The sequence below is a fragment of the Stenotrophomonas sp. GD03819 genome (assembly GCF_029841665.1).
In the GTDB taxonomy this organism is placed as follows: Bacteria; Pseudomonadota; Gammaproteobacteria; order Xanthomonadales; family Xanthomonadaceae; genus Stenotrophomonas; species Stenotrophomonas geniculata.
In genome coordinates this window covers 31,082-49,410 of sequence record NZ_JAOCEW010000036.1, presented here as the reverse complement: position 1 = coordinate 49,410, position 18,329 = coordinate 31,082, and the positions used below count along the sequence as shown (strand labels likewise).

The following is an 18,329-nucleotide window of genomic DNA, read 5'->3' as shown; positions in this document are numbered from 1 at the left end:
GCGGCCCCCGCAACCGGACCCACCCCGCCATTCTTCAGTGAACCCGCTGTTGCTCCGGCTGTTGCTGTCGCTCTGGCCTCTGCGGGTGCAGGGCGCCGCCCTGCCGAACTAAACTACCTTTCGTTGTCCCTGCAGGATTGCCCATGTTCGATACCTCGCCCCAGCTCGATTGCGCCGGCCGCATCCTGCGCCTGGACCGTGCCCGGGTCATGGGCATCGTCAACGTCACCCCGGACTCGTTCTCCGATGGCGGCGCGCACGACACCACCGAGGCGGCCGTCGCCCACGGTCTGAAGCTGGTCGAGGAGGGCGCCGACCTGCTCGACATCGGCGGCGAATCGACCCGCCCGGGCGCTGCGCCGGTGTCGATCGAGGATGAGCTGCGCCGGGTGATTCCGGTGATCGAGCAGCTGGCCGCCCGCACCCAGGTGCCGATCAGCATCGACACCTTCAAGCCGGAGGTGATGCGCGCGGCGGTGGCCGCTGGCGCCGGCATGATCAACGACATCTTCGGCCTGCGTCAGGACGGGGCGCTGGACGCCGCCGCTGAAACCGGCGTGCCGGTGGTGCTGATGCACATGCAGGGCGAACCGGGCCACATGCAGGCAGATCCACACTACAGCGACGTGGTCGCCGAGGTGCACGGTTTCCTGGTGCAGCGCCTGTTCGCCGCCGAGATGGCAGGTATCGCGAAGAAGAACCTGCTGATCGACCTCGGTTTCGGCTTCGGCAAGAGCACCGCCCACAACATGACCCTGCTGGCGCGCTCGGAACGCTTCCTGGAACTGGGCGTGCCGATGTTGGCTGGCCTGTCGCGCAAACGCAGCCTGGGCGAACTGACCGGCCGCGACACGCCATCCGAGCGGGTCGCGGCGTCGGTGGCCGCACATCTGATCGCGGTGCAGCGCGGTGCGCGCATCGTGCGCGTGCATGACGTGGCGGCCACCGTTGATGCGCTGAGGATCTGGCAGGCCGTCGACGCCGTGCCGACGCCGCGTGCCGATGCCACGCCGTCGATCCGCTGGCCGGACGAAGACTGATGGGCATCGACCGGCGGCCGCTGGCGATCGCCGTGATGGGGCCGACTGCCAGTGGCAAGACCGCCACGGCGATCGCCCTGGCGCGGCAACTGGACGGCGAGATCGTCAGCGTCGATTCGGCGCTGGTCTACCGGTATCTGGATATTGGTTCGGCCAAGCCCGACGCTGCCGAGCGTGCGCAGGCGCCGCATCATCTGCTGGACCTGCGCGATCCGTGGCAGACCTATTCGGCGGCCGAGTTCGCGGCCGATGCCAGCCGGGTCGTGGCCGACATCGTGGCGCGTGGCAAAACGCCGATCCTGGCAGGTGGTACGGGGCTGTACTTCCGGGCCCTGCTGCAGGGCCTGTCGCCGATGCCGGAGGCTGACCCGGTAATGCGCGAGGCGCTCAGCGCCGAGGCGGCCGAGCGTGGTTGGGCGGCACTGCATGCGGAGCTGGCCGAGGTCGATCCGGCAGCGGCCGCGCGCATCCATGCCACCGACCCGCAACGCATCCAGCGGGCGCTGGAAGTCTACCGCCTGACCGGTACCCCCATCACCGAATGGCAGCGTCGGCCGGGCGTGGCGCCGTTGCCGGTACGCACCCTCAAACTGATCCTGGCCCCGCGTGACCGCGCCGTCCTGCACCAGCGCATCGAGGCCCGCTTCGACGCCATGCTGGCGCAGGGCTTCCTGGACGAGGTGCGGGCACTGCGTGCAATGCCGGAAATGGCCGCCGTGACGGCGCCGCTGGACCTGCCGGCGGTGCGTGCGGTCGGCTACCGCCAAGCCTGGGAATACCTCGACGGCGAGGGCGATGCCGCCCGTTTCCGTGACAAGGCGATCTTCGCCACCCGCCAGCTGGCCAAGCGCCAGCTGACCTGGCTGCGTGGCGAGCTTGATGCGCGCTGGTTCGACCCCCATATGGACAGGGAGCGCCTGGCCGGCGCGGTGTCGACCTTCGTCGCACGCTGAACCCCCGCCAGCCGTGTAACATCATCGGTCGGCGGGTGGCTCGGGGGCCGTGGCAACCGTCGGCAACCCAATAAGAACAATAATCAGGAGTGTGCAATGTCCAAGGGGCAATCGCTGCAGGATCCTTTCTTGAACGCACTGCGGCGCGAACGCGTGCCGGTTTCGGTGTACCTGGTCAACGGCATCAAGCTGCAGGGCACAATCGAGTCGTTCGACCAGTTCGTGGTCCTGCTGCGCAACACGGTCAGTCAGATGGTCTACAAGCACGCCATTTCCACGGTCGTTCCGGCACGCAACGTGAAGGTCGGTCCGGGCGGTGGTTACGTGCAGTCGGGTGAAGGTGGTCAGGCAGGTGATGAAGCAGACGAGTAATACCGGAGCGGTGAATGTTTGACCGCTCGAAAAAGGGCGAACACGCCCTGTTGATCCAGCCCCATTTCGGCAAGCTGGAAGACGATGTGCTGGAAGAATTCGGTGATCTGGCCCGCTCGGCTGGGGCCAGCATTGCCGCGACGATCACCGCGCGCCTGGACCGTCCGAATCCGTCGACCCTGATCGGCAGCGGCAAGCTGGACGAGATCAAGGCGGCGGCCGACGCCAGTGGTGCCGACCTGGTCCTGGTCAACCATGCGTTGAGCCCGGGCCAGGAGCGCAACCTGGAACGGTTCCTGGAGCGCCGGGTGATCGACCGTACCGGCCTGATCCTGGACATCTTTGCCCAGCGTGCGCACAGCCACGAGGGCAAGCTGCAGGTCGAGCTGGCGCAGCTGCGTCACCTGGCCACGCGGCTGGTGCGCGGCTGGACCCACCTGGAGCGCCAGCGCGGCGGTTCGATCGGCCTGCGCGGTCCGGGTGAAACCCAGTTGGAAACCGACCGGCGCCTGCTGCAGAAGCGGGTCGAGCAGCTGCAGAAGCGCCTGGAAAAGGTCGAGGTGCAGCGTACCCAGATGCGCCGTGCGCGTGTGCGCAGCGAGCTGCCGCGCGTGGCCCTGGTGGGCTACACCAACGCTGGCAAGTCGACCCTGTTCAACGCCATGACCGGCGCCGAGGCCTATGCCGCCGACCAGCTGTTCGCCACGCTGGACCCGACCGTGCGCCGCATCGCGGTGCCCGGTGGCAACGTGGTGCTGGCCGACACTGTCGGTTTCGTCCGTGACCTGCCGCATGACCTGGTTGCCGCCTTCCGCTCGACGCTGTCGGAGGCACGCGAGGCCGATTTCCTGCTGCACGTGGTCGACGCCGCCGATCCGCACCGCGAGGAGCGCATCGCCCAGGTGGACGAGGTACTGACCGCAGTCGGTGCCGGTGATCTGCCGCAGTTGCTGGTGTTCAACAAGATCGACCGCATTGAAGGCGCCGACGTCCGTCACGACGGCCAGGACGGTATCCCGGACGAGTCGCGCCGCGAGCGGGTGTGGATTTCCGCGCGTGACGGGCAGGGCCTGGACCTGCTGCAGGCGGTGCTGGGCAAGCGCCTGGGACTGCAGCACGTCACCGGCGAACTGCGCCTGCCGCCGGATGCGGGCCGCCTGCGCGCGCGCCTGCACCAGCTGGAAGTGATCCGCAGTGAGCAGGCCGACGAGGAAGGCTGGCTGCTGCAGGTCGACCTGCCGATCGCCGAAGCCGAAAAGCTGGCCGCCAGTGCCGACGGCGCACCGATCCGGGCGCTGCTGCCGGAGAAGCTGCCGGAGTGGTGAGGCAGCGCCGGGCCATGCTCGGCGACTGCTATCGCGGCGGCGCGCGACATCAGCCTGTCATCTGCGGTACAACGTGCTGGCTCTTCATCCCACCGTCATGCCGATGTCCATCCCCACCGACGCTGAACTCAACGCCCAGTCCGCCGCGCTCGGGCAGCGCCTGCAGCAGGCCTCGCTACAGCTGGTGACCGCTGAAAGCTGCAGTGGTGGCTGGATCGCCAAGTGCATGACCGACATTGCCGGTTCCTCGGCGTTCTTCGACTGCGGCATGGTGGTCTACAGCTACGAGGCCAAGCAGCGCCTGCTGGGCGTACGCGCGCAGACCCTGGAGCAGTTCGGCGCGGTCAGCCGCGAAACCGTGCTGGAAATGGTGTCCGGTGCCCTGGTCAACTCCGGCGCCGGTATCGCCGTCGCGGTGACCGGGATCGCCGGCCCCGGCGGCGGCAGCCCGGACAAGCCGGTCGGTAGCGTCTGGATCGGCTGGAAGCGCCGTGGCGGCTACGCCCGCGCTGAGCTGTTCCAGTTTGATGGTGACCGCGAAGCCATCCGCCGGCAAACCGTGGCGGCGGCATTGCGCGGTATCGACGCCCAGCTGTGACATGCTGCTCCGGTAATCGTCCGGAGTACGCATGATGTGGGAAACGCTGGGCACGGTCCGTGACCTGGGCCGACTGCAGGAAATCGCCGTTGTCCTGATCCGCTATGGCTTCGGCGACGTGGTGCGGCGCATCGGCCTGGCCACCACGCTGGAGCGGGCAGGGCGCCTGCTGCACTGGAACGAGGACCGCCAGGAGCTGCTGCGGATGACCGCACCGGTGCGCGTGCGCAGCGCGATGCAGGATCTCGGCCCGACCTTCGTCAAGCTCGGCCAGGTGCTGGCGACGCGCGTCGACCTGCTGCCACCGGAATGGATCGCCGAGCTGTCCGAACTGCAGAACGCGGTACCTGCGCTGCCGTATGCGGACATCCGCGAGCAGCTCGAAGCCGATCTTGGTGCGTCTCCGCAGGACGTGTTCGCGTTCCTCGACGAAACCCCGATGGCGGCCGCCTCGCTGGCGCAGGCCCATCGTGCGCGCCTGCATGACGGTCGCGAGGTGGTGCTGAAGGTACGGCGCCCCGGCATCCGCGATGTGGTCGAGGCCGACCTGCGGTTGCTGGCCCGCCTGGCCGAGATCGTCGAGGCCCGACTGCCGGATTTGCGACGTTACCGCCCGGCCGAAGTCGTGCAGCAGTTCACCGTGTCGCTGCGCCGCGAGTTGGATTTCGCCGCCGAATGCCGCAATGCCGAGCGCATCGCGCGCAACTTCAATGGTCGTGATGACATCCTGATTCCCCGCGTGCACTGGCAGTGGACCTGCGAAAGCCTCAACGTGCAGGACTTCGTCGAAGGCATTCCAGGGCGTGACCTGGCCGGTGTCGATGCGGCTGGGCTGGACCGCCGCGAACTGGCGCGACGCGGTGCCGACATCGTGTTGAAGATGGTGCTGGAGGACGGCAGCTTCCATGCCGACCCGCACCCGGGCAACATCATCTACCTGCGTGACGGCCGCATCGGCGTGATCGATTTCGGCATGGTCGGCGCCTTGTCGGAAGTGCGGCGTTTCCAGGTGGCTCAGCTGCTGCACGGGCTGGTCGAGCAGGACCCGCAGGGCGTGGCCGACGTGCTGCTGGACTGGGCCGGCGGTGTCGAGGTGGACGAGAACCGGCTGCAGCACGACATCAGCCAGTTCGTCGACCAGTACCGTGGCGTGCCGCTGAAGGACCTGCGCATCGGCCTGATGCTGGGCGACATCACCCAGCTGCTGCGCAGCTACAGCCTGACCCTGCCGGCTGACCTGGCGTTGATGATCAAGGCGTTCCTGACCCTGGAAGGGATGGGGCGGCAGCTGGACCCGGATTTCGACATGGCCAGCGCCGCGCGCCCGTTCCTGGAGCGGGTGGTGCTGCAGCGCTATGCCCCGACGGCGCTGCTCAAGCGTGGCCGACGCAGCCTGCTGGGCCTGGTCGACTTCGCCGGCGAACTACCGCGCGACCTGCGCAAGCTGGTACAGGCAGCGCGCCGTGGGCGCCTGCAGCTGAAGGTGGAAACCACCGCACTGCAGGGCTTTGGCGAACAGGTGAACCGGGCCGCGAACCGGCTGGTGATGGGCATCGTCACTGCTGCGCTGATCATCGGCTCGTCGATCGTGATGCACAGCGTCGGTGGCGTCTCCAGCCGCTGGCTGCTGGCGTTGGGGGTCTGCGGCTTCATCGGCGCCGGCTTCTGCGGTGTGTGGATCCTGTTCTCGATCTGGAGAAGCGGCAAGCACAACTAGTGTGCTTGCCGCAGCGATTCCTTGCGGGAACCGCGGAATCGCGCAGCAATTGCTGTAGAGCAGAGCCATGCTCGGCTGCTCTTGCCCAGTCCAGCCCAGCCCAGCCCAGCCATTCGCCACATTGCCGAGCACGGCTCGGCACTACAGATGTCGCCGTGTCGTCTCCGGCACTTGCAGTTCTTCACGTTAGTAGTAATACTACTAAACATGGACCTGACCGACACCCAGCAGGCGATCCTGCAGTTGATCGCCGAGCGTATCGAGAGCGAAGGCGCACCGCCGTCGCAGACTGAAATCGCACGTGCGTTCGGCTTCAAGGGCGTGCGCGCGGCCCAGTACCACCTGGAGGCCCTGGAGCAGGCCGGTGCGATCCGTCGCATCCCGGGCCAGGCCCGCGGCATCCGCCTGGTGCAGGCGCCGCCGGTCGAGAAACTGGCCGAGCCAGGCCTGCCCGACAGCGTGCTGCGCCTGCCGGTGCTCGGCCGGGTTGCGGCGGGCCTGCCGATCGGCGCCGATATCGGCTCGGACGATTTCGTGGTGCTGGACCGGGTGTTCTTCTCGCCAGCGCCGGACTACCTGCTGAAGGTGCAGGGCGATTCGATGATCGACGAGGGCATCTTCGACGGTGACCTGATCGGCGTGCACCGCACCCGCGACGCCCATTCCGGGCAGATCGTGGTGGCCCGCATCGATGACGAGATCACCGTCAAGCTGCTGAAGATCGCCAAGGATCGTATCCGCCTGCTGCCGCGCAACCCCGACTACAAGCCGATCGAGGTGCAGCCGGACCAGGACTTCTCGATCGAAGGCCTCTATTGCGGCCTGTTGCGACCCAACCGTTGACCCGTTCCATAGCGCATTACCCCGCGGTCTTTTGTGGCGATTCTCTGGTTCCACTGAGGTTGGTACGGATGTCCGATAATTCTTTTCAGAGCGCCGGGCAGAATCTCAGCCTGTGCGATACGTCCGACTTAAAGTGAGCCCATGGCAAAGAAGACCCCCAAAGACAGCACCTCCAACGACACGACCTCTGCAAGGACCCAACCGATGGACGAGAACAAGAAGCGCGCCCTCGCTGCAGCTCTGGGCCAGATCGAAAAGCAGTTCGGCAAGGGCTCGGTGATGCGCATGGGCGACCGCGTGGTCGAGCCCGTCGAAGCCATCCCGACCGGTTCGCTGATGCTCGACATCGCACTGGGCATCGGCGGTCTGCCGAAGGGCCGTGTCGTCGAGATCTACGGGCCGGAATCCTCGGGCAAGACCACGCTGACCCTGCAGGCCATCGCCGAATGCCAGAAGATGGGCGGCACCGCGGCCTTCATCGACGCCGAGCACGCGCTGGACCCGATCTACGCCGCCAAGCTGGGCGTGAACGTGGACGACCTGCTGCTGTCGCAGCCGGATACCGGTGAGCAGGCGCTGGAAATCGCCGACATGCTGGTCCGCTCGGGTTCGGTCGATATCCTGGTGATCGACTCGGTCGCCGCACTGACCCCGAAGGCCGAAATCGAAGGCGAGATGGGCGATCAGCTGCCGGGCCTGCAGGCCCGCCTGATGAGCCAGGCGTTGCGCAAGCTGACCGGCAACATCAAGCGCTCCAACACTCTGGTGGTCTTCATCAACCAGCTGCGCATGAAGATCGGTGTGATGATGCCGGGCCAGAGCCCGGAAACCACCACCGGCGGCAACGCGCTGAAGTTCTATGCCTCGGTGCGCCTGGACATCCGCCGTATCGGCGCGATCAAGAAGGGCGACGAGATCATCGGCAACCAGACCAAGATCAAGGTCGTCAAGAACAAGCTGGCGCCTCCGTTCAAGCAGGTCATCACCGAGATCCTGTACGGCGAGGGCATCAGCCGCGAGGGCGAGCTGATCGACATGGGTGTGGATGCCAAGCTGGTCGAGAAGGCCGGTGCCTGGTACAGCTACGGCGAAGAACGCATCGGCCAAGGCAAGGACAACGCCCGCGGTTACCTGCGCGACAACCCGACAGTTGCTGCGAAGCTCGAAGCCGAGCTGCGCGAGAAGTTCCAGCCGACCGAAGCCAGCCGTGAGGAAGGCGACGACGAAGGCGACGACGAGTAAAGCTTGCTGTGGGGCAGGGCGGCGCCGTCAGTGACGTCGCCCTGTCCCGCAGGTTCGAATCGCCCAGGGATGGGCTGGGCGCCACGGATGGCGCCACCCTTGGAGTACGCATGTCCGACGCCGACGACATTCTCAACGGTCGCAAACGCCGGCCGCGTGAGCAGACCCCCGTGCAACGGGCGCTGGGCCTGCTGGTTCGCCGCGAGCACTCACGCAAGGAACTTACCCGCAAGCTGACCGCACGCGGCATCGAAGACGATGCGGCGCAGGCGGCTGTCGCCAAGCTCACCGAGGCCGGCTGGCAGGACGACACCCGTTTTGCCGAGAATCTGGTGCGGATGCGTGCCAACACCGGCTATGGGCCGATCCATGTCCGCGCCGAGCTGGGGACCCACGGCCTGGACAGTGCCGCGATTGCCGCGGCGATGGACAGCTACGAAGGCGACTGGCAGGAAAACGCCCGTGACCTGGTCCGCCGACGCTTTGGCGAGGCCGGCCCGCAGGACCTGACGCAGCGGCGCAAGGCCGCCGATCTGCTGGCCCGACGCGGCTTCGACGGCGACAGCATCCGCCGTGCGACCCGCTACGACCCGGATGACTGAGACTGGCGGCGCCGGGCCTGATACCCTTTAGGTTTTCGGCGGTCCCTCGCGACCCTGGCCAATGCGGCCGGTGGTCCGGGCCCGCCGGCCCGCAGACTGCCAGCCCCCAATGAACGCATCCGCCAAATTCACGACTTCCCAGATCCGCAGCGACTTCCTTGAATTCTTCAAGGGCAAAGGCCACACCATCGTGCCGTCGGCGCCGCTGGTGCCGGGCAATGATCCGACCCTGCTGTTCACCAACTCCGGCATGGTGCAGTTCAAGGACGTGTTCCTTGGTGCGGAGAAGCGCAGCTATGTGCGCGCGGCCGACGTCCAGCGCTGCCTGCGCGCTGGCGGCAAGCACAACGACCTCGACCAGGTCGGCTACACCGCACGCCACCACACCTTCTTCGAAATGCTGGGTAACTGGTCCTTCGGCGACTACTTCAAGAAGGACGCGATCGCCTGGGCCTGGGAACTGCTGACCCAGGTCTGGAAGCTGCCGGCCGAGCGCCTGCTGGTCACCGTCTACCAGACCGATGACGAAGCCTACGAACTCTGGCGCGACATGGTCGGCATTCCGGAAGCGCGCATCGTGCGCATCGGTGACAACAAGGGCGCGCCGTTCGCTTCGGACAACTTCTGGCAGATGGCTGACACCGGCCCCTGTGGCCCGTGCACCGAGATCTTCTACGACCACGGCGACCATATCGCCGGTGGCCCCCCGGGTTCCCCGGATGAAGACGGTGACCGCTTCATCGAGATCTGGAACCTGGTGTTCATGCAGTTCGACCGCCAGCCCGACGGTACCCTGGTGCCGCTGCCGGCGCCGTGCGTGGATACCGGCATGGGCCTGGAGCGCCTGGCGGCGATCCTGCAGCACGTGCACACCAATTACGAGATCGACCTGTTCCAGGCCCTGATCCGCAAGGCCTCCGAGCTGACCGGCACCGCCGACCTGGAAAACAAGTCGCTGCGTGTGATCGCCGATCACATCCGTGCCTGTTCGTTCCTGATCGTCGATGGCGTGCTGCCTTCCAACGAAGGCCGTGGCTATGTGCTGCGCCGTATCATCCGCCGCGCCCTGCGCCATGGCTGGATGCTGGGTGTGCGCCAGCCGTTCTTCAGCAAGCTGGTGCCGACCCTGGTCGAGCAGATGGGCGAGGCCTATCCGGAACTGCCGGCAGCGGTTGACACCGTCACCCGTGCGTTGCAGGCCGAGGAGGAGCGTTTCGCTGAAACCCTCGACGCCGGCATGAAGATCTTCGAAGACGTCGCGGGCAAGGCCAGCAATGGCGTGATCCCGGGCGTTGATGCCTTCCGCCTGTACGACACCTATGGCTTCCCGCTCGACCTGACCCAGGACATCGCCCGCGAGCGCGACCTGACCGTCGACATCGCCGGCTTCGATGCTGCGATGGAACAGCAGCGCGAAACCGCACGTGCGGCCGGCAAGTTCGGTGGCGGCGTGACCCTGCCGGCCGAGCTGGTGGCGACCCTGAGCCCGACCCGGTTCCTCGGCTACGACCGCCTGCAGGCCGACGGCCTGACCGTGCTGGCCGTGCTGAAGGACGGTCGTCCGGTGCAGTCGGCCGATGCGGGTGACGCAGTCATCGTCATCACCAACCAGACCCCGTTCTACGCCGAGTCCGGCGGCCAGGTCGGCGACACCGGCGTGCTGACCGGCAACGGCGTGCGCCTGGTGGTGGAAGACACCCAGAAGTTCGCCGGCCAGTTCCATGGCCACGTCGGCACCCTGTCCGAAGGCGGCCTGAAGGTCGGCGACGTGCTGTCCGGCCAGGTCGATGGCGAGCGCCGCGGCGCCACCATCCTCAACCACTCGGCCACCCACCTGCTGCATGCCGCGCTGCGCGAAGTGCTGGGCACCCACGTGCAGCAGAAGGGCTCGCTGGTCGCTCCGGACCGCCTGCGTTTCGACTTCTCGCACTTCCAGCCGATCAGCGCGGAAGAGCTGGCTGTGATCGAGCGCAAGGTCAACCAGCAGGTGCGCGCGAACAACGCTGCCGAAGTGCACAACATGGGCATGCAGGAAGCGCTGGACTTCGGCGCCATGGCCCTGTTCGGCGAAAAGTACGGTGAGCACGTGCGCGTGCTGAAGATGGGTGACTACTCCACCGAGCTGTGCGGCGGTACCCACGTCAACCGCACCGGCGACATCGGCCTGTTCAAGATCACCTCCGAGGGCGGTGTTTCCGCCGGCGTACGCCGTATCGAAGCGGTCACCGGCCAGGGCGCCCTGGACTACGTGGACGCCGAAGAGGCCCGCCTGGCCGAGGCCGCCGACCTGCTCGGTGGCAGCGCTGCCGACGTGGTCGAGAAGATCCGTGCCCTTGGCCAGCGCCAGAAGCTGCTGGAGCGCGAGCTGGAGGCCGTGAAGGCCAAGGTCGCCGCCGGTGCCACGGCCGACCTGTCCGGCCAGGCTGTCGAGGTTGCCGGCGTGAAGGTGCTGGCTGCCCGCCTGGAGGGCTTCGATGCCAAGGCCCTGCGTGACGCCATGGACCGCCTGAAGCAGCAGCTGGGCGATGCGGTGATCGTGCTGGCCGGTGCCCAGGACGGCAAGGCTGCCCTGGTTGCGGGTGTGAACGGCAGTGCAATGGGCAAGGTCAAGGCCGGGGAACTGTTGTCCCATATCGCCAGTCAGATCGGGGGCAAGGGCGGCGGACGCCCGGACCTCGCCCAGGGTGGTGGCGAGGACGGGCCCGCCCTTGCCACTGCGCTGGCTGCAGTCGTCGAATGGGTCAGCCCCCGCCTGTGATGAACCTGGCCGTCCCCCTCCTTGTAGGAGCGGGACGGCTGACGGTACCATTGCGAATCTTTTCCCTTTGTCGTGGTAGCGCTTCTTGACGGAGCGCCAAGCCGGTGGGGGATACCCTTCCACACGGTTCCATGGAGACTTGCAAAAATGTTGATCCTGACTCGCCGCGTCGGCGAAACCCTGATGATCGGTGACTCGGTGAGCGTCACCGTGCTTGGCGTCAAGGGTAACCAGGTGCGTATCGGCATCACCGCGCCGAAGGACGTCGCTGTGCATCGCGAAGAGATCTATCAGCGCATCCAGCGTGGTGATGAAGCCGGTGGCACCGGTAGCGAAAATTCTGCCGAATAACGCTTTACCTTCGCACTCGATTAACGTTATGATTCACGCCCCGCTGAGGTGCAACGCACCAGACGCGGAGAAAACCCCGGAGTGATGCCCGAGTGGCCGAAGGGGCTCCCCTGCTAAGGGAGTATAGGGTCAAAAGCTCTATCGAGGGTTCGAATCCCTCTCACTCCGCCAGATGCAAAGAAGCGCCTGCAGATCCTCGATCTGCAGGCGTTTTTCTTTGTTCAACGCGGTAATACACGGCTGCGCCGCACGGGCGTTGTGCAGGCCTAGTGGGTGGTGCCAGCCGCGTCCTGCCCGACTTCGGGCGAGGAATAGAGCCTGGGCTCCGGCACCGCATGACCCGGATGAGCGGGCGGCGCAATGCCGCTTGGCGTTTCGCGCCAGAGAATTGCCAGTGTGCAGTCATTGGCACGTTGCCTGCACATTCTTTCCGCTTTGCGTTGTGCGGCGTCCGCCGTCTTTTCCCCAAGTGCAAAACCCATGGCGACGGTGCCGGTAGCGATCGCCGAATATCCCACCGCGGTGGTCGTGGCAGTCTGCGCGCAGTTGCGGGACCGAACGGCGCAGTGCTGCAGTGCGCGCTGCATCGCAGCCGACAGCGTGCTGTGGTTCATGGCGTAGCCGTAGCGGCCATCGTCGTCGTAGACGATGGCGGAGGCCGCGTTGGCGCCGGATGACAGGCACAGCAACAGGCCAAGTGACAGGGGGCGCATCCAGTTCATTCCCATCTCCATTTTCTGCTGATGGTGGATCAGACCGGGTTTGAAGCGCAACGTTGCCGCCACTACGCCGAGCCCGCAGTTCATCGAACCGCGGGCGGCGCCATCGGTTGACCGTCAGAGCCTCACCGTCACCCCCACCTGGAAACCACGCCCCGGCAACGGCGCGATGTACTTCAACGGCGAGTTGTGCGGGCGTGCTTCTTCATTGAGCAGATTGCTGCCGTTGACGAACACCTCCATGCCGGCGATGTAGCTGTTGCGTACCGGCAGCTCACGGCTGACCTGCAGGTCGACCAGGTTGAAGGCATCCAGTGGCACTTCCTCGCTGACATTGCGGCCGAGGTACTTCTGCGTGTCGTAGTAGGTGCTGGACAGCTGCGCCTTCCAACCCTCGCGTTGCCACTGCAGATTGGCGCCGTAGCGGTTGGTCGGCATGTTCGGCAGGTACTCGCCGTCGTTGTGGGCACGCAGCGAATCGGGGTGATCGGCCTTGTTCTTCACCAGGTCGGCGAAGGCGGAGATGTTCAACGTGCCATAGCGGCCAAGGTCCAGGGCCTGCGATGCGTCGATCTCGAAGCCCTTCACCGTGGTGTCGGTCTGCTTCCAGTATTTCAGCGGCAGGCGGTTGGCGGTCTGCACGCCCGAGTAACCCAGGTACAGATAGTTCTCGTACTTCATCCGATACGCGGTGGCCGACAGTTCGAACCCTCCGATATGGAACAGGCCGGTCAGCTCCAGGTTTTTCGCGCGCTCTGGCTCGAGGTTCTGGTTGCCTTCTTCCTGGGTCATCACCGAGTAGTGCGCGTTGCTCGCATACAACTCATTGATCTCCGGTGCGCGCTGCGAGGACGAGTAGCGCACCTTGGCGGCGAACAACGGACCGAGCTCGACATACGAACCCAGGCCGTAGCTGTTGAGCCGGTAGGAACGATCCTGCAGTTTCGTGTTGGCGGCATTGCGCGCGGTCTTGAAGCGGCTCGGCTGCAGTTCGTGGTCGACACGCTCGTGGCGCAGGCCAGCGTCGAAACTGGCCCAGCCGTAGTCCAGCGTCTCCTTCAGGAACACTGCATTGCTGCGGGTGTCGACGTCAGGCAGGTAGCGCAGCGAGCCGCTGCCGGTGACATCACGCGACTGGTGGCTGTAACCGAGCAGGCCGCTGAGCGGACCGACACGCTGATGGCTCAGCAGCAGTTCGGCCTGGGTGCTCTCGAAATCGTAGTCGTTGGCCCGGGAGGCACCCAGCCGTTCGCCCGAGGTGTTGTCCAGCTTCGAAACACGCAGTTCGGCGCGCTCGAACCACGGCAGCGGGTCGCGCAACAGGGCTTCCAGTGCGTAGCGTTCCTGCTTGATCACCACGCCCACCGGCAATGCGTTGGCGTAGTTGGAACCGAACGACAGGTTCTGCATCGAGAACCCGGGCACGCCGTATTCGCTGTCCTTGGCATCGATGCTGACACCCACGTAACCACGGTCGAAGAACAGGGTCGACCCGAACGCCACCTGCGAATTGCGCGCGTAACTGTTGCCCAACCGGTGATGGTAATCGGGCGTCACATCATTGTTGATCTGCTTCTGTACGTAAGACGGCGTGCCGGCGACATAGGCCGGATTGACCGGATTGATATAGGTACGGCGCTGCCAGACCGAAGTCGGGTTGTTGGTGTAGAACGAGAAATCACCATCGGCCCAGTCCGGGTTCTCGGTCATGAACTGGTCGATGTAAGGTTGCGAGGCCTTGTTGTAGATCTGCTGGACGCGCGCCTCCTTCTGGCAGCTGTCGGCCAGCGCCGAGTTGACGCCGCCGGTCGGCGGAAACAGTCGGGTGTTGCAGACACTGGCCTTGCTGTTGCCGGGGATGTCGTAGTGCGAGATGCGCTGCCGAGAGACCTGCAGGTTGGTCGAGAGGTTGCGCTGGTTGTTGAAGTTCATGCGGAAGCCCTGCGCGTCGGCGGCATTGAAGCCCTTGCGCAGGACCAGTTCCATCGACTGGTCCTTGTCTTCCATGCTGCGCGAGATCAGGCCCGGATCGATCTCCACGCTGCCTCCGATCGCATTGCCGCCGTAGCGCACGGTGTCGGAGGACTTGTTGACGGTCACACTGCGTACGAACAGCGGATCGAACGGAATGTTGATGTCGCCGCTGATCGCGTTCATGCCGAGGATGGACTGGCCGTCCTGCAGGATCTGCACGCGGTTGCCGCTGAGGCTGCGGATGACCGGAGCGCCCGCGTTTGGCCCGAAGGCGCTGCTCTGCACGCCGGAGACGTGTTCGAGCAGGCCGCCGAGGGTGCGGTTCTGCGCCTGTGGGTTGTCGACAGTGACCCGGGTGTCGATGCGCGAGGGCTGGGAGGCCTGGACCTGGAGGGTGGGGAGGGTGGGTTCGTCCGCGGCCTGGGCGGTGTGGACGGCGAACAGAATGGCAGCAGCAAGCAGGTGGCGACGCATGGCATGATCCGTGAAAACAATGTGCAATGTTATAACGTAACTATTTGTATCGACAAGGGCGAAATGGGCCTTGCGGCAGGCGGTAGATATGAGAATGGTTCTCATATGAAAATGCGGGACGATCCCCTCTGGTCCCATCATGCTCAACCTCACCCTTGCCGACCTTGATCGCCTGGGCCGCAGCAGCGGCTTCCGCTATCGCCTGCCGGCGTCGGCCGCCGATCTGTCGGGTGAACAGTGCGTGGTGCAAGGCAGGGTGGAGCAGCGTCGCCTGCGCCCGGGCATGACCCTGGCGCTGTCGGACGTGATCGCCCATCAGCCGTTCGAGGCAACTTCGGAATCGCCGCCGGCCTTCTCGGCGATCGTGATGCTGGAGGGACGCGCAGGGGCGCGGCTGGCGGGGCAGGCAGTGATCGGCATGAACCCGGGTGCCGGCACGATGGTGCTGGCAGAGGCAGCACCGATGACCGCGATTCATCCCGCCGGGCAGCGGATGCGCAGCCTGAATGTCTCGTTTGACGCACCTGCCGGGATTGACGACCCGATGATCAGCGAACTGCTATCCACCGCGCATCGCACCGGTCACCCGCGGTTACGTGGTTGGCAGGTTCCCGGGCATCTCGAGCACGCCGCTGACCAGCTGCTGTCGGGCAGCTGGCACGGCGCGATGCATGCACTGCTGTGCGAGAGTATCGGCCTGCAGATGCTGGCCCTGGCGCTGGGGTCGCCTGCGAGGGAGGCATCGCCGGACCTGCGTGTTTCAGCACGTGACCGCCGCATGCTGCAGCGGGTGATCGATTGCCTGCAGGCGGCACCGGCCGCCGAACACAGCCTGGAGGATCTGGCGGGCCTGGCCTGCATGAGCCCAAGCAGCCTGCGCCTGAAGTTCCAGCAGGTGTATCAGTGCTCGGTGTTCGGCTGGCTGCGCGAGCATCGCCTGCAACTGGCCTGCGCGCAGCTGCGGCAGGGCTGCAGCGTACAGCAGGCCGCGCATTTCGTCGGTTACCGGCATGCCACGAATTTCGCGACCGCGTTCCGTGCGCGCTACGGCATCGCGCCCAGCCAGCTGCGCTGACGCCGGATCAGCGTCGGCAGTGCGCATACATCTGCTGCGTCTACGCATACGTGTGCTCACGATCAAATGACAATAATTCTCATCCAGCCTTTCTCTCCTGCTGGATCTCCCATGCCCGCCTGTATCCGCCCGCGCGCCCTGGCAACCGCCATCGGCACGACCCTGGCGCTGTTCAATACTGCCCACGGCGCCGAGCGCGCCCCCGCCGCGAACACCTCGCAGCTGCCCACCGTGCAGGTCACGGCCGATCTCGATGGCAGCACCGAATCCTCACGTTCCTACACCACCGACTCCATGGGCACGGCGACGGGGTTGTCACTGACCTCGCGGCAGACGCCGCAGTCGGTCAGCGTCATCACCCGCCAGCAGATCGAGGACCGGGGCCTGCTCAGCACCGCCGATGCGCTGGCCACTGCTCCGGGCATCTCGGTCACGCGCAGTGATGCCAACCGCTACTCGTTCTCGGCACGCGGCTTCGACATCGACAACTATCAGTTCGATGGCGTGGTGATGCCGGTGCTGTCGCCGTGGAATTTCGGCGAGAACAACCTGGACATGGTGGTGTACGACCGCATCGAGATCGTGCGCGGCGCCAATGGCCTGATGACCGGTGCCGGCAATCCGTCGGCGGCGGTGAACTACGTGCGCAAGCGCCCGCTGCGCGACGTTGCGGCCAGTGGCGGCATCAGCTTCGGCAGCTGGGACGCGCGCCGTGCGTGGGTGGACGTGTCCAGCCCACTCAGCAGGGAAGGGCGCGTGCGTGGCCGCATGGTCGCCGCGCAGGCCGAGGGGGACAGCTATACGGCGGGCCTGGACAGCACCGCGAAGACGCTCTACGGCGTGGTCAGCGTGGACCTGGGCGAGAGCACCGGATTGATCGCCGGTATCTCCTACCAGGCCAACGACAATCGTGGCTTCGGCAGCGGCTTTGCGCTGTTCAATGCCGACGGCACGCGTACCCGCTTCGACCGCTCGTTATCGGCCACCGCGCCGTGGGCACGGATGAGCACCGATACCCGCAACGGCTTCTTCGATTTCAACCATCGCTTCGGCAACGACTGGCAGGCACGCGTGTCCTACAGCCGCTCGCATACCGATATGGAGATGAAGCATCTCTACCGGGGCGGCTATCCCGATCCGGTGACCGGGGCGATGCCCAATGGCAACAGCTTCACCCGCTACGACGGTCCGGTGCGCCGTGAGGCGGTCAGTGCCAGCCTGACCGGTCCCTTCCAGCTGTTCGGCCGCCAGCACACGGCGTCCGTCGGCTGGTCGCGCTCACGCGACGAGATCGCACTGGGGCAGTACCGCGCACTGGCCCCGTTGCCGCCGTTGGCCAGCTATTTCGACTGGCACGGGCCGGGCACGCCCGAGCCGGTGTGGGCCAGCAACAAGACCCAGGCCGATGATCTGGACAATCATCAGAGCGGTGCCTATGCCGTGGCGCGGCTGTCGCTGGCTGATCCGCTGCATGTGATCGTCGGTGGCCGCCTGAGCAACTGGGAGACCGACCAGGTCTACTTCGGCAGCAAACGGAAGTACCGCTACCGCAACGAGTTCGTGCCGTATGCCGGTGTGGTCTGGGACCTCAACGACTACAGCAGCGCCTACGCCAGCTACACCGGCATCTTCAAGCCGCAGAACAACCGCAACGAATCCGGACAGATCCTCGACCCGGTCAGCGGCCGCAGCTATGAGCTGGGCGTCAAGGGCAGCTGGCTGCAGGAGCGCTTGAATGCGTCGGTGGCGCTGTTCCGCACCCAGCAGGACAACCTGGCCGAGGCCACCGGTGGTCTGGTCGAAGGCAGCACGCAGGCGGCCTACCGCGCAGTGAAGGGCGCAACGGTAGACGGCCTGGAACTGGAACTGGCCGGTGAGCCGCTGCCGGGGTGGAGCCTGGGCACCAGCTTCACCACCTTCATCGCGCAGGACGCGCAGGGCAGGGCGATCAACACCGCCAAGCCGCGCAGCCTGTTCAAGCTGTTCACTACCTGGCGGCTGCCGGGTGCCTGGGACCGGCTGACCATCGGCGGTGGCGTGGACTGGCAGAACCGCATGTATCAGACCGCCACCGCGCCCGGAAATCGCCGGGTGCCGGTGCAGCAGCCCAGCTACGCACTGGTGAACCTGATGGCGCGCTACCAGTTCAGCTCCAATGTGTCGGCGGCGGTCAACATCAACAACCTGTTTGATCGCCATTACTATTCGCAGATCGGCTTCTACAACCAGGGCTGGTACGGGGCACCGCGAAACGTGATGTTCACGGTGAAGGTGGGTTACTGAAGA

Annotated in this window: 15 protein-coding genes and 1 tRNA gene; 14 read left to right on the top strand and 2 right to left on the bottom strand. The window is 65.8% G+C overall.

The annotated features are described in order from the left end of the window. Positions 1-143 precede the first annotated feature (143 nt). The 12 genes from folP (at position 144) to N5D45_RS18460 (ending at position 11,972) form a co-directional block, all read left to right on the top strand. On the top strand, positions 144-1,040 hold the full coding sequence (gene folP, locus N5D45_RS18515) for a dihydropteroate synthase (RefSeq protein ID WP_057502484.1): 897 nt from the start codon (positions 144-146) through the stop codon (positions 1,038-1,040). Next, on the top strand, positions 1,040-1,993 hold the full coding sequence (gene miaA, locus N5D45_RS18510; RefSeq protein ID WP_049412635.1) for a tRNA (adenosine(37)-N6)-dimethylallyltransferase MiaA: 954 nt from the start codon (positions 1,040-1,042) through the stop codon (positions 1,991-1,993). Before folP ends, miaA begins: the two co-directional genes overlap by 1 nt. Before the next feature lie 96 nt (positions 1,994-2,089). Next, positions 2,090-2,365 carry an RNA chaperone Hfq gene (hfq, locus tag N5D45_RS18505; RefSeq protein ID WP_004152891.1) on the top strand — a complete coding sequence of 92 codons (276 nt, stop codon included), beginning with the start codon at positions 2,090-2,092 and terminating at the stop codon, positions 2,363-2,365. Between the two features lie 14 nt (positions 2,366-2,379). Beyond that, a complete protein-coding gene (gene hflX / locus N5D45_RS18500; RefSeq protein WP_019338214.1) occupies positions 2,380-3,690 on the top strand; it encodes a ribosome rescue GTPase HflX in 1,311 nt (436 codons plus the stop codon). Positions 3,691-3,793: 103 nt separating this feature from the next. Beyond that, the gene (locus tag N5D45_RS18495; RefSeq protein ID WP_010484249.1) at positions 3,794-4,288 is read left to right on the top strand and encodes a nicotinamide-nucleotide amidohydrolase family protein; all 495 of its coding nucleotides are present in this window, start codon (positions 3,794-3,796) and stop codon (positions 4,286-4,288) included. A 34-nt stretch (positions 4,289-4,322) separates the two neighbouring features. Beyond that, a complete protein-coding gene (ubiB, locus tag N5D45_RS18490; RefSeq protein ID WP_279939447.1) occupies positions 4,323-6,005 on the top strand; it encodes a 2-polyprenylphenol 6-hydroxylase in 1,683 nt (560 codons plus the stop codon). 207 nt (positions 6,006-6,212) lie between these two features. Further along, on the top strand, positions 6,213-6,848 hold the full coding sequence (lexA, locus tag N5D45_RS18485; protein WP_010484251.1) for a transcriptional repressor LexA: 636 nt from the start codon (positions 6,213-6,215) through the stop codon (positions 6,846-6,848). 204 nt (positions 6,849-7,052) lie between these two features. Further along, entirely contained in the window at positions 7,053-8,090 is a 1,038-nt protein-coding gene (gene recA, locus N5D45_RS18480; RefSeq protein ID WP_010484252.1) for a recombinase RecA, read from the top strand. Between the two features lie 110 nt (positions 8,091-8,200). Further along, the gene (gene recX / locus N5D45_RS18475; RefSeq protein WP_279939446.1) at positions 8,201-8,692 is read left to right on the top strand and encodes a recombination regulator RecX; all 492 of its coding nucleotides are present in this window, start codon (positions 8,201-8,203) and stop codon (positions 8,690-8,692) included. A gap of 109 nt (positions 8,693-8,801) precedes the next feature. Next, the gene (gene alaS / locus N5D45_RS18470) at positions 8,802-11,450 is read left to right on the top strand and encodes an alanine--tRNA ligase (RefSeq protein ID WP_279939445.1); all 2,649 of its coding nucleotides are present in this window, start codon (positions 8,802-8,804) and stop codon (positions 11,448-11,450) included. A gap of 147 nt (positions 11,451-11,597) precedes the next feature. Then, on the top strand, positions 11,598-11,801 hold the full coding sequence (gene csrA, locus N5D45_RS18465) for a carbon storage regulator CsrA (protein ID WP_004152909.1): 204 nt from the start codon (positions 11,598-11,600) through the stop codon (positions 11,799-11,801). Between the two features lie 78 nt (positions 11,802-11,879). Next, positions 11,880-11,972, top strand: a tRNA-Ser gene (locus tag N5D45_RS18460). A 95-nt stretch (positions 11,973-12,067) separates the two neighbouring features. Here N5D45_RS18460 and N5D45_RS18455 read toward each other — a convergent pair. Both N5D45_RS18455 and N5D45_RS18450 read right to left on the bottom strand, forming a co-directional pair. Continuing rightward, positions 12,068-12,523, bottom strand: coding sequence for a DUF4189 domain-containing protein (locus tag N5D45_RS18455; protein WP_032953406.1), 456 nt, complete (start codon positions 12,521-12,523; stop codon positions 12,068-12,070). Between the two features lie 114 nt (positions 12,524-12,637). Next, the gene (locus N5D45_RS18450) at positions 12,638-14,968 is read right to left on the bottom strand and encodes a TonB-dependent receptor (RefSeq protein WP_279939444.1); all 2,331 of its coding nucleotides are present in this window, start codon (positions 14,966-14,968) and stop codon (positions 12,638-12,640) included. 139 nt (positions 14,969-15,107) lie between these two features. On the opposite strand from N5D45_RS18450, the gene N5D45_RS18445 reads away from it, so the two are divergent. Beyond that, entirely contained in the window at positions 15,108-16,043 is a 936-nt protein-coding gene (locus N5D45_RS18445) for a helix-turn-helix transcriptional regulator (RefSeq protein WP_279939443.1), read from the top strand. A 111-nt stretch (positions 16,044-16,154) separates the two neighbouring features. Continuing rightward, complete coding sequence (locus N5D45_RS18440) at positions 16,155-18,326, top strand: TonB-dependent siderophore receptor (RefSeq protein WP_279939442.1); 2,172 nt, start codon at positions 16,155-16,157, stop codon at positions 18,324-18,326. Positions 18,327-18,329 lie beyond the last annotated feature (3 nt).

Bases quoted from the DNA above. Each gene is read 5' to 3' on its own strand.
- folP (WP_057502484.1), top strand. From the start codon at position 144: ATGTTCGATACCTCGCCCCAGCTCGATTGCGCCGGCCGCATCCTGCGC.
- miaA (WP_049412635.1), top strand. From the start codon at position 1,040: ATGGGCATCGACCGGCGGCCGCTGGCGATCGCCGTGATGGGGCCGACT.
- hfq (WP_004152891.1), top strand. From the start codon at position 2,090: ATGTCCAAGGGGCAATCGCTGCAGGATCCTTTCTTGAACGCACTGCGG.
- hflX (WP_019338214.1), top strand. From the start codon at position 2,380: ATGTTTGACCGCTCGAAAAAGGGCGAACACGCCCTGTTGATCCAGCCC.
- N5D45_RS18495 (WP_010484249.1), top strand. From the start codon at position 3,794: ATGTCCATCCCCACCGACGCTGAACTCAACGCCCAGTCCGCCGCGCTC.
- ubiB (WP_279939447.1), top strand. From the start codon at position 4,323: ATGTGGGAAACGCTGGGCACGGTCCGTGACCTGGGCCGACTGCAGGAA.
- lexA (WP_010484251.1), top strand. From the start codon at position 6,213: ATGGACCTGACCGACACCCAGCAGGCGATCCTGCAGTTGATCGCCGAG.
- recA (WP_010484252.1), top strand. From the start codon at position 7,053: ATGGACGAGAACAAGAAGCGCGCCCTCGCTGCAGCTCTGGGCCAGATC.
- recX (WP_279939446.1), top strand. From the start codon at position 8,201: ATGTCCGACGCCGACGACATTCTCAACGGTCGCAAACGCCGGCCGCGT.
- alaS (WP_279939445.1), top strand. From the start codon at position 8,802: ATGAACGCATCCGCCAAATTCACGACTTCCCAGATCCGCAGCGACTTC.
- csrA (WP_004152909.1), top strand. From the start codon at position 11,598: ATGTTGATCCTGACTCGCCGCGTCGGCGAAACCCTGATGATCGGTGAC.
- N5D45_RS18455 (WP_032953406.1), bottom strand. From the start codon at position 12,523: ATGAACTGGATGCGCCCCCTGTCACTTGGCCTGTTGCTGTGCCTGTCA.
- N5D45_RS18450 (WP_279939444.1), bottom strand. From the start codon at position 14,968: ATGCGTCGCCACCTGCTTGCTGCTGCCATTCTGTTCGCCGTCCACACC.
- N5D45_RS18445 (WP_279939443.1), top strand. From the start codon at position 15,108: ATGCTCAACCTCACCCTTGCCGACCTTGATCGCCTGGGCCGCAGCAGC.
- N5D45_RS18440 (WP_279939442.1), top strand. From the start codon at position 16,155: ATGCCCGCCTGTATCCGCCCGCGCGCCCTGGCAACCGCCATCGGCACG.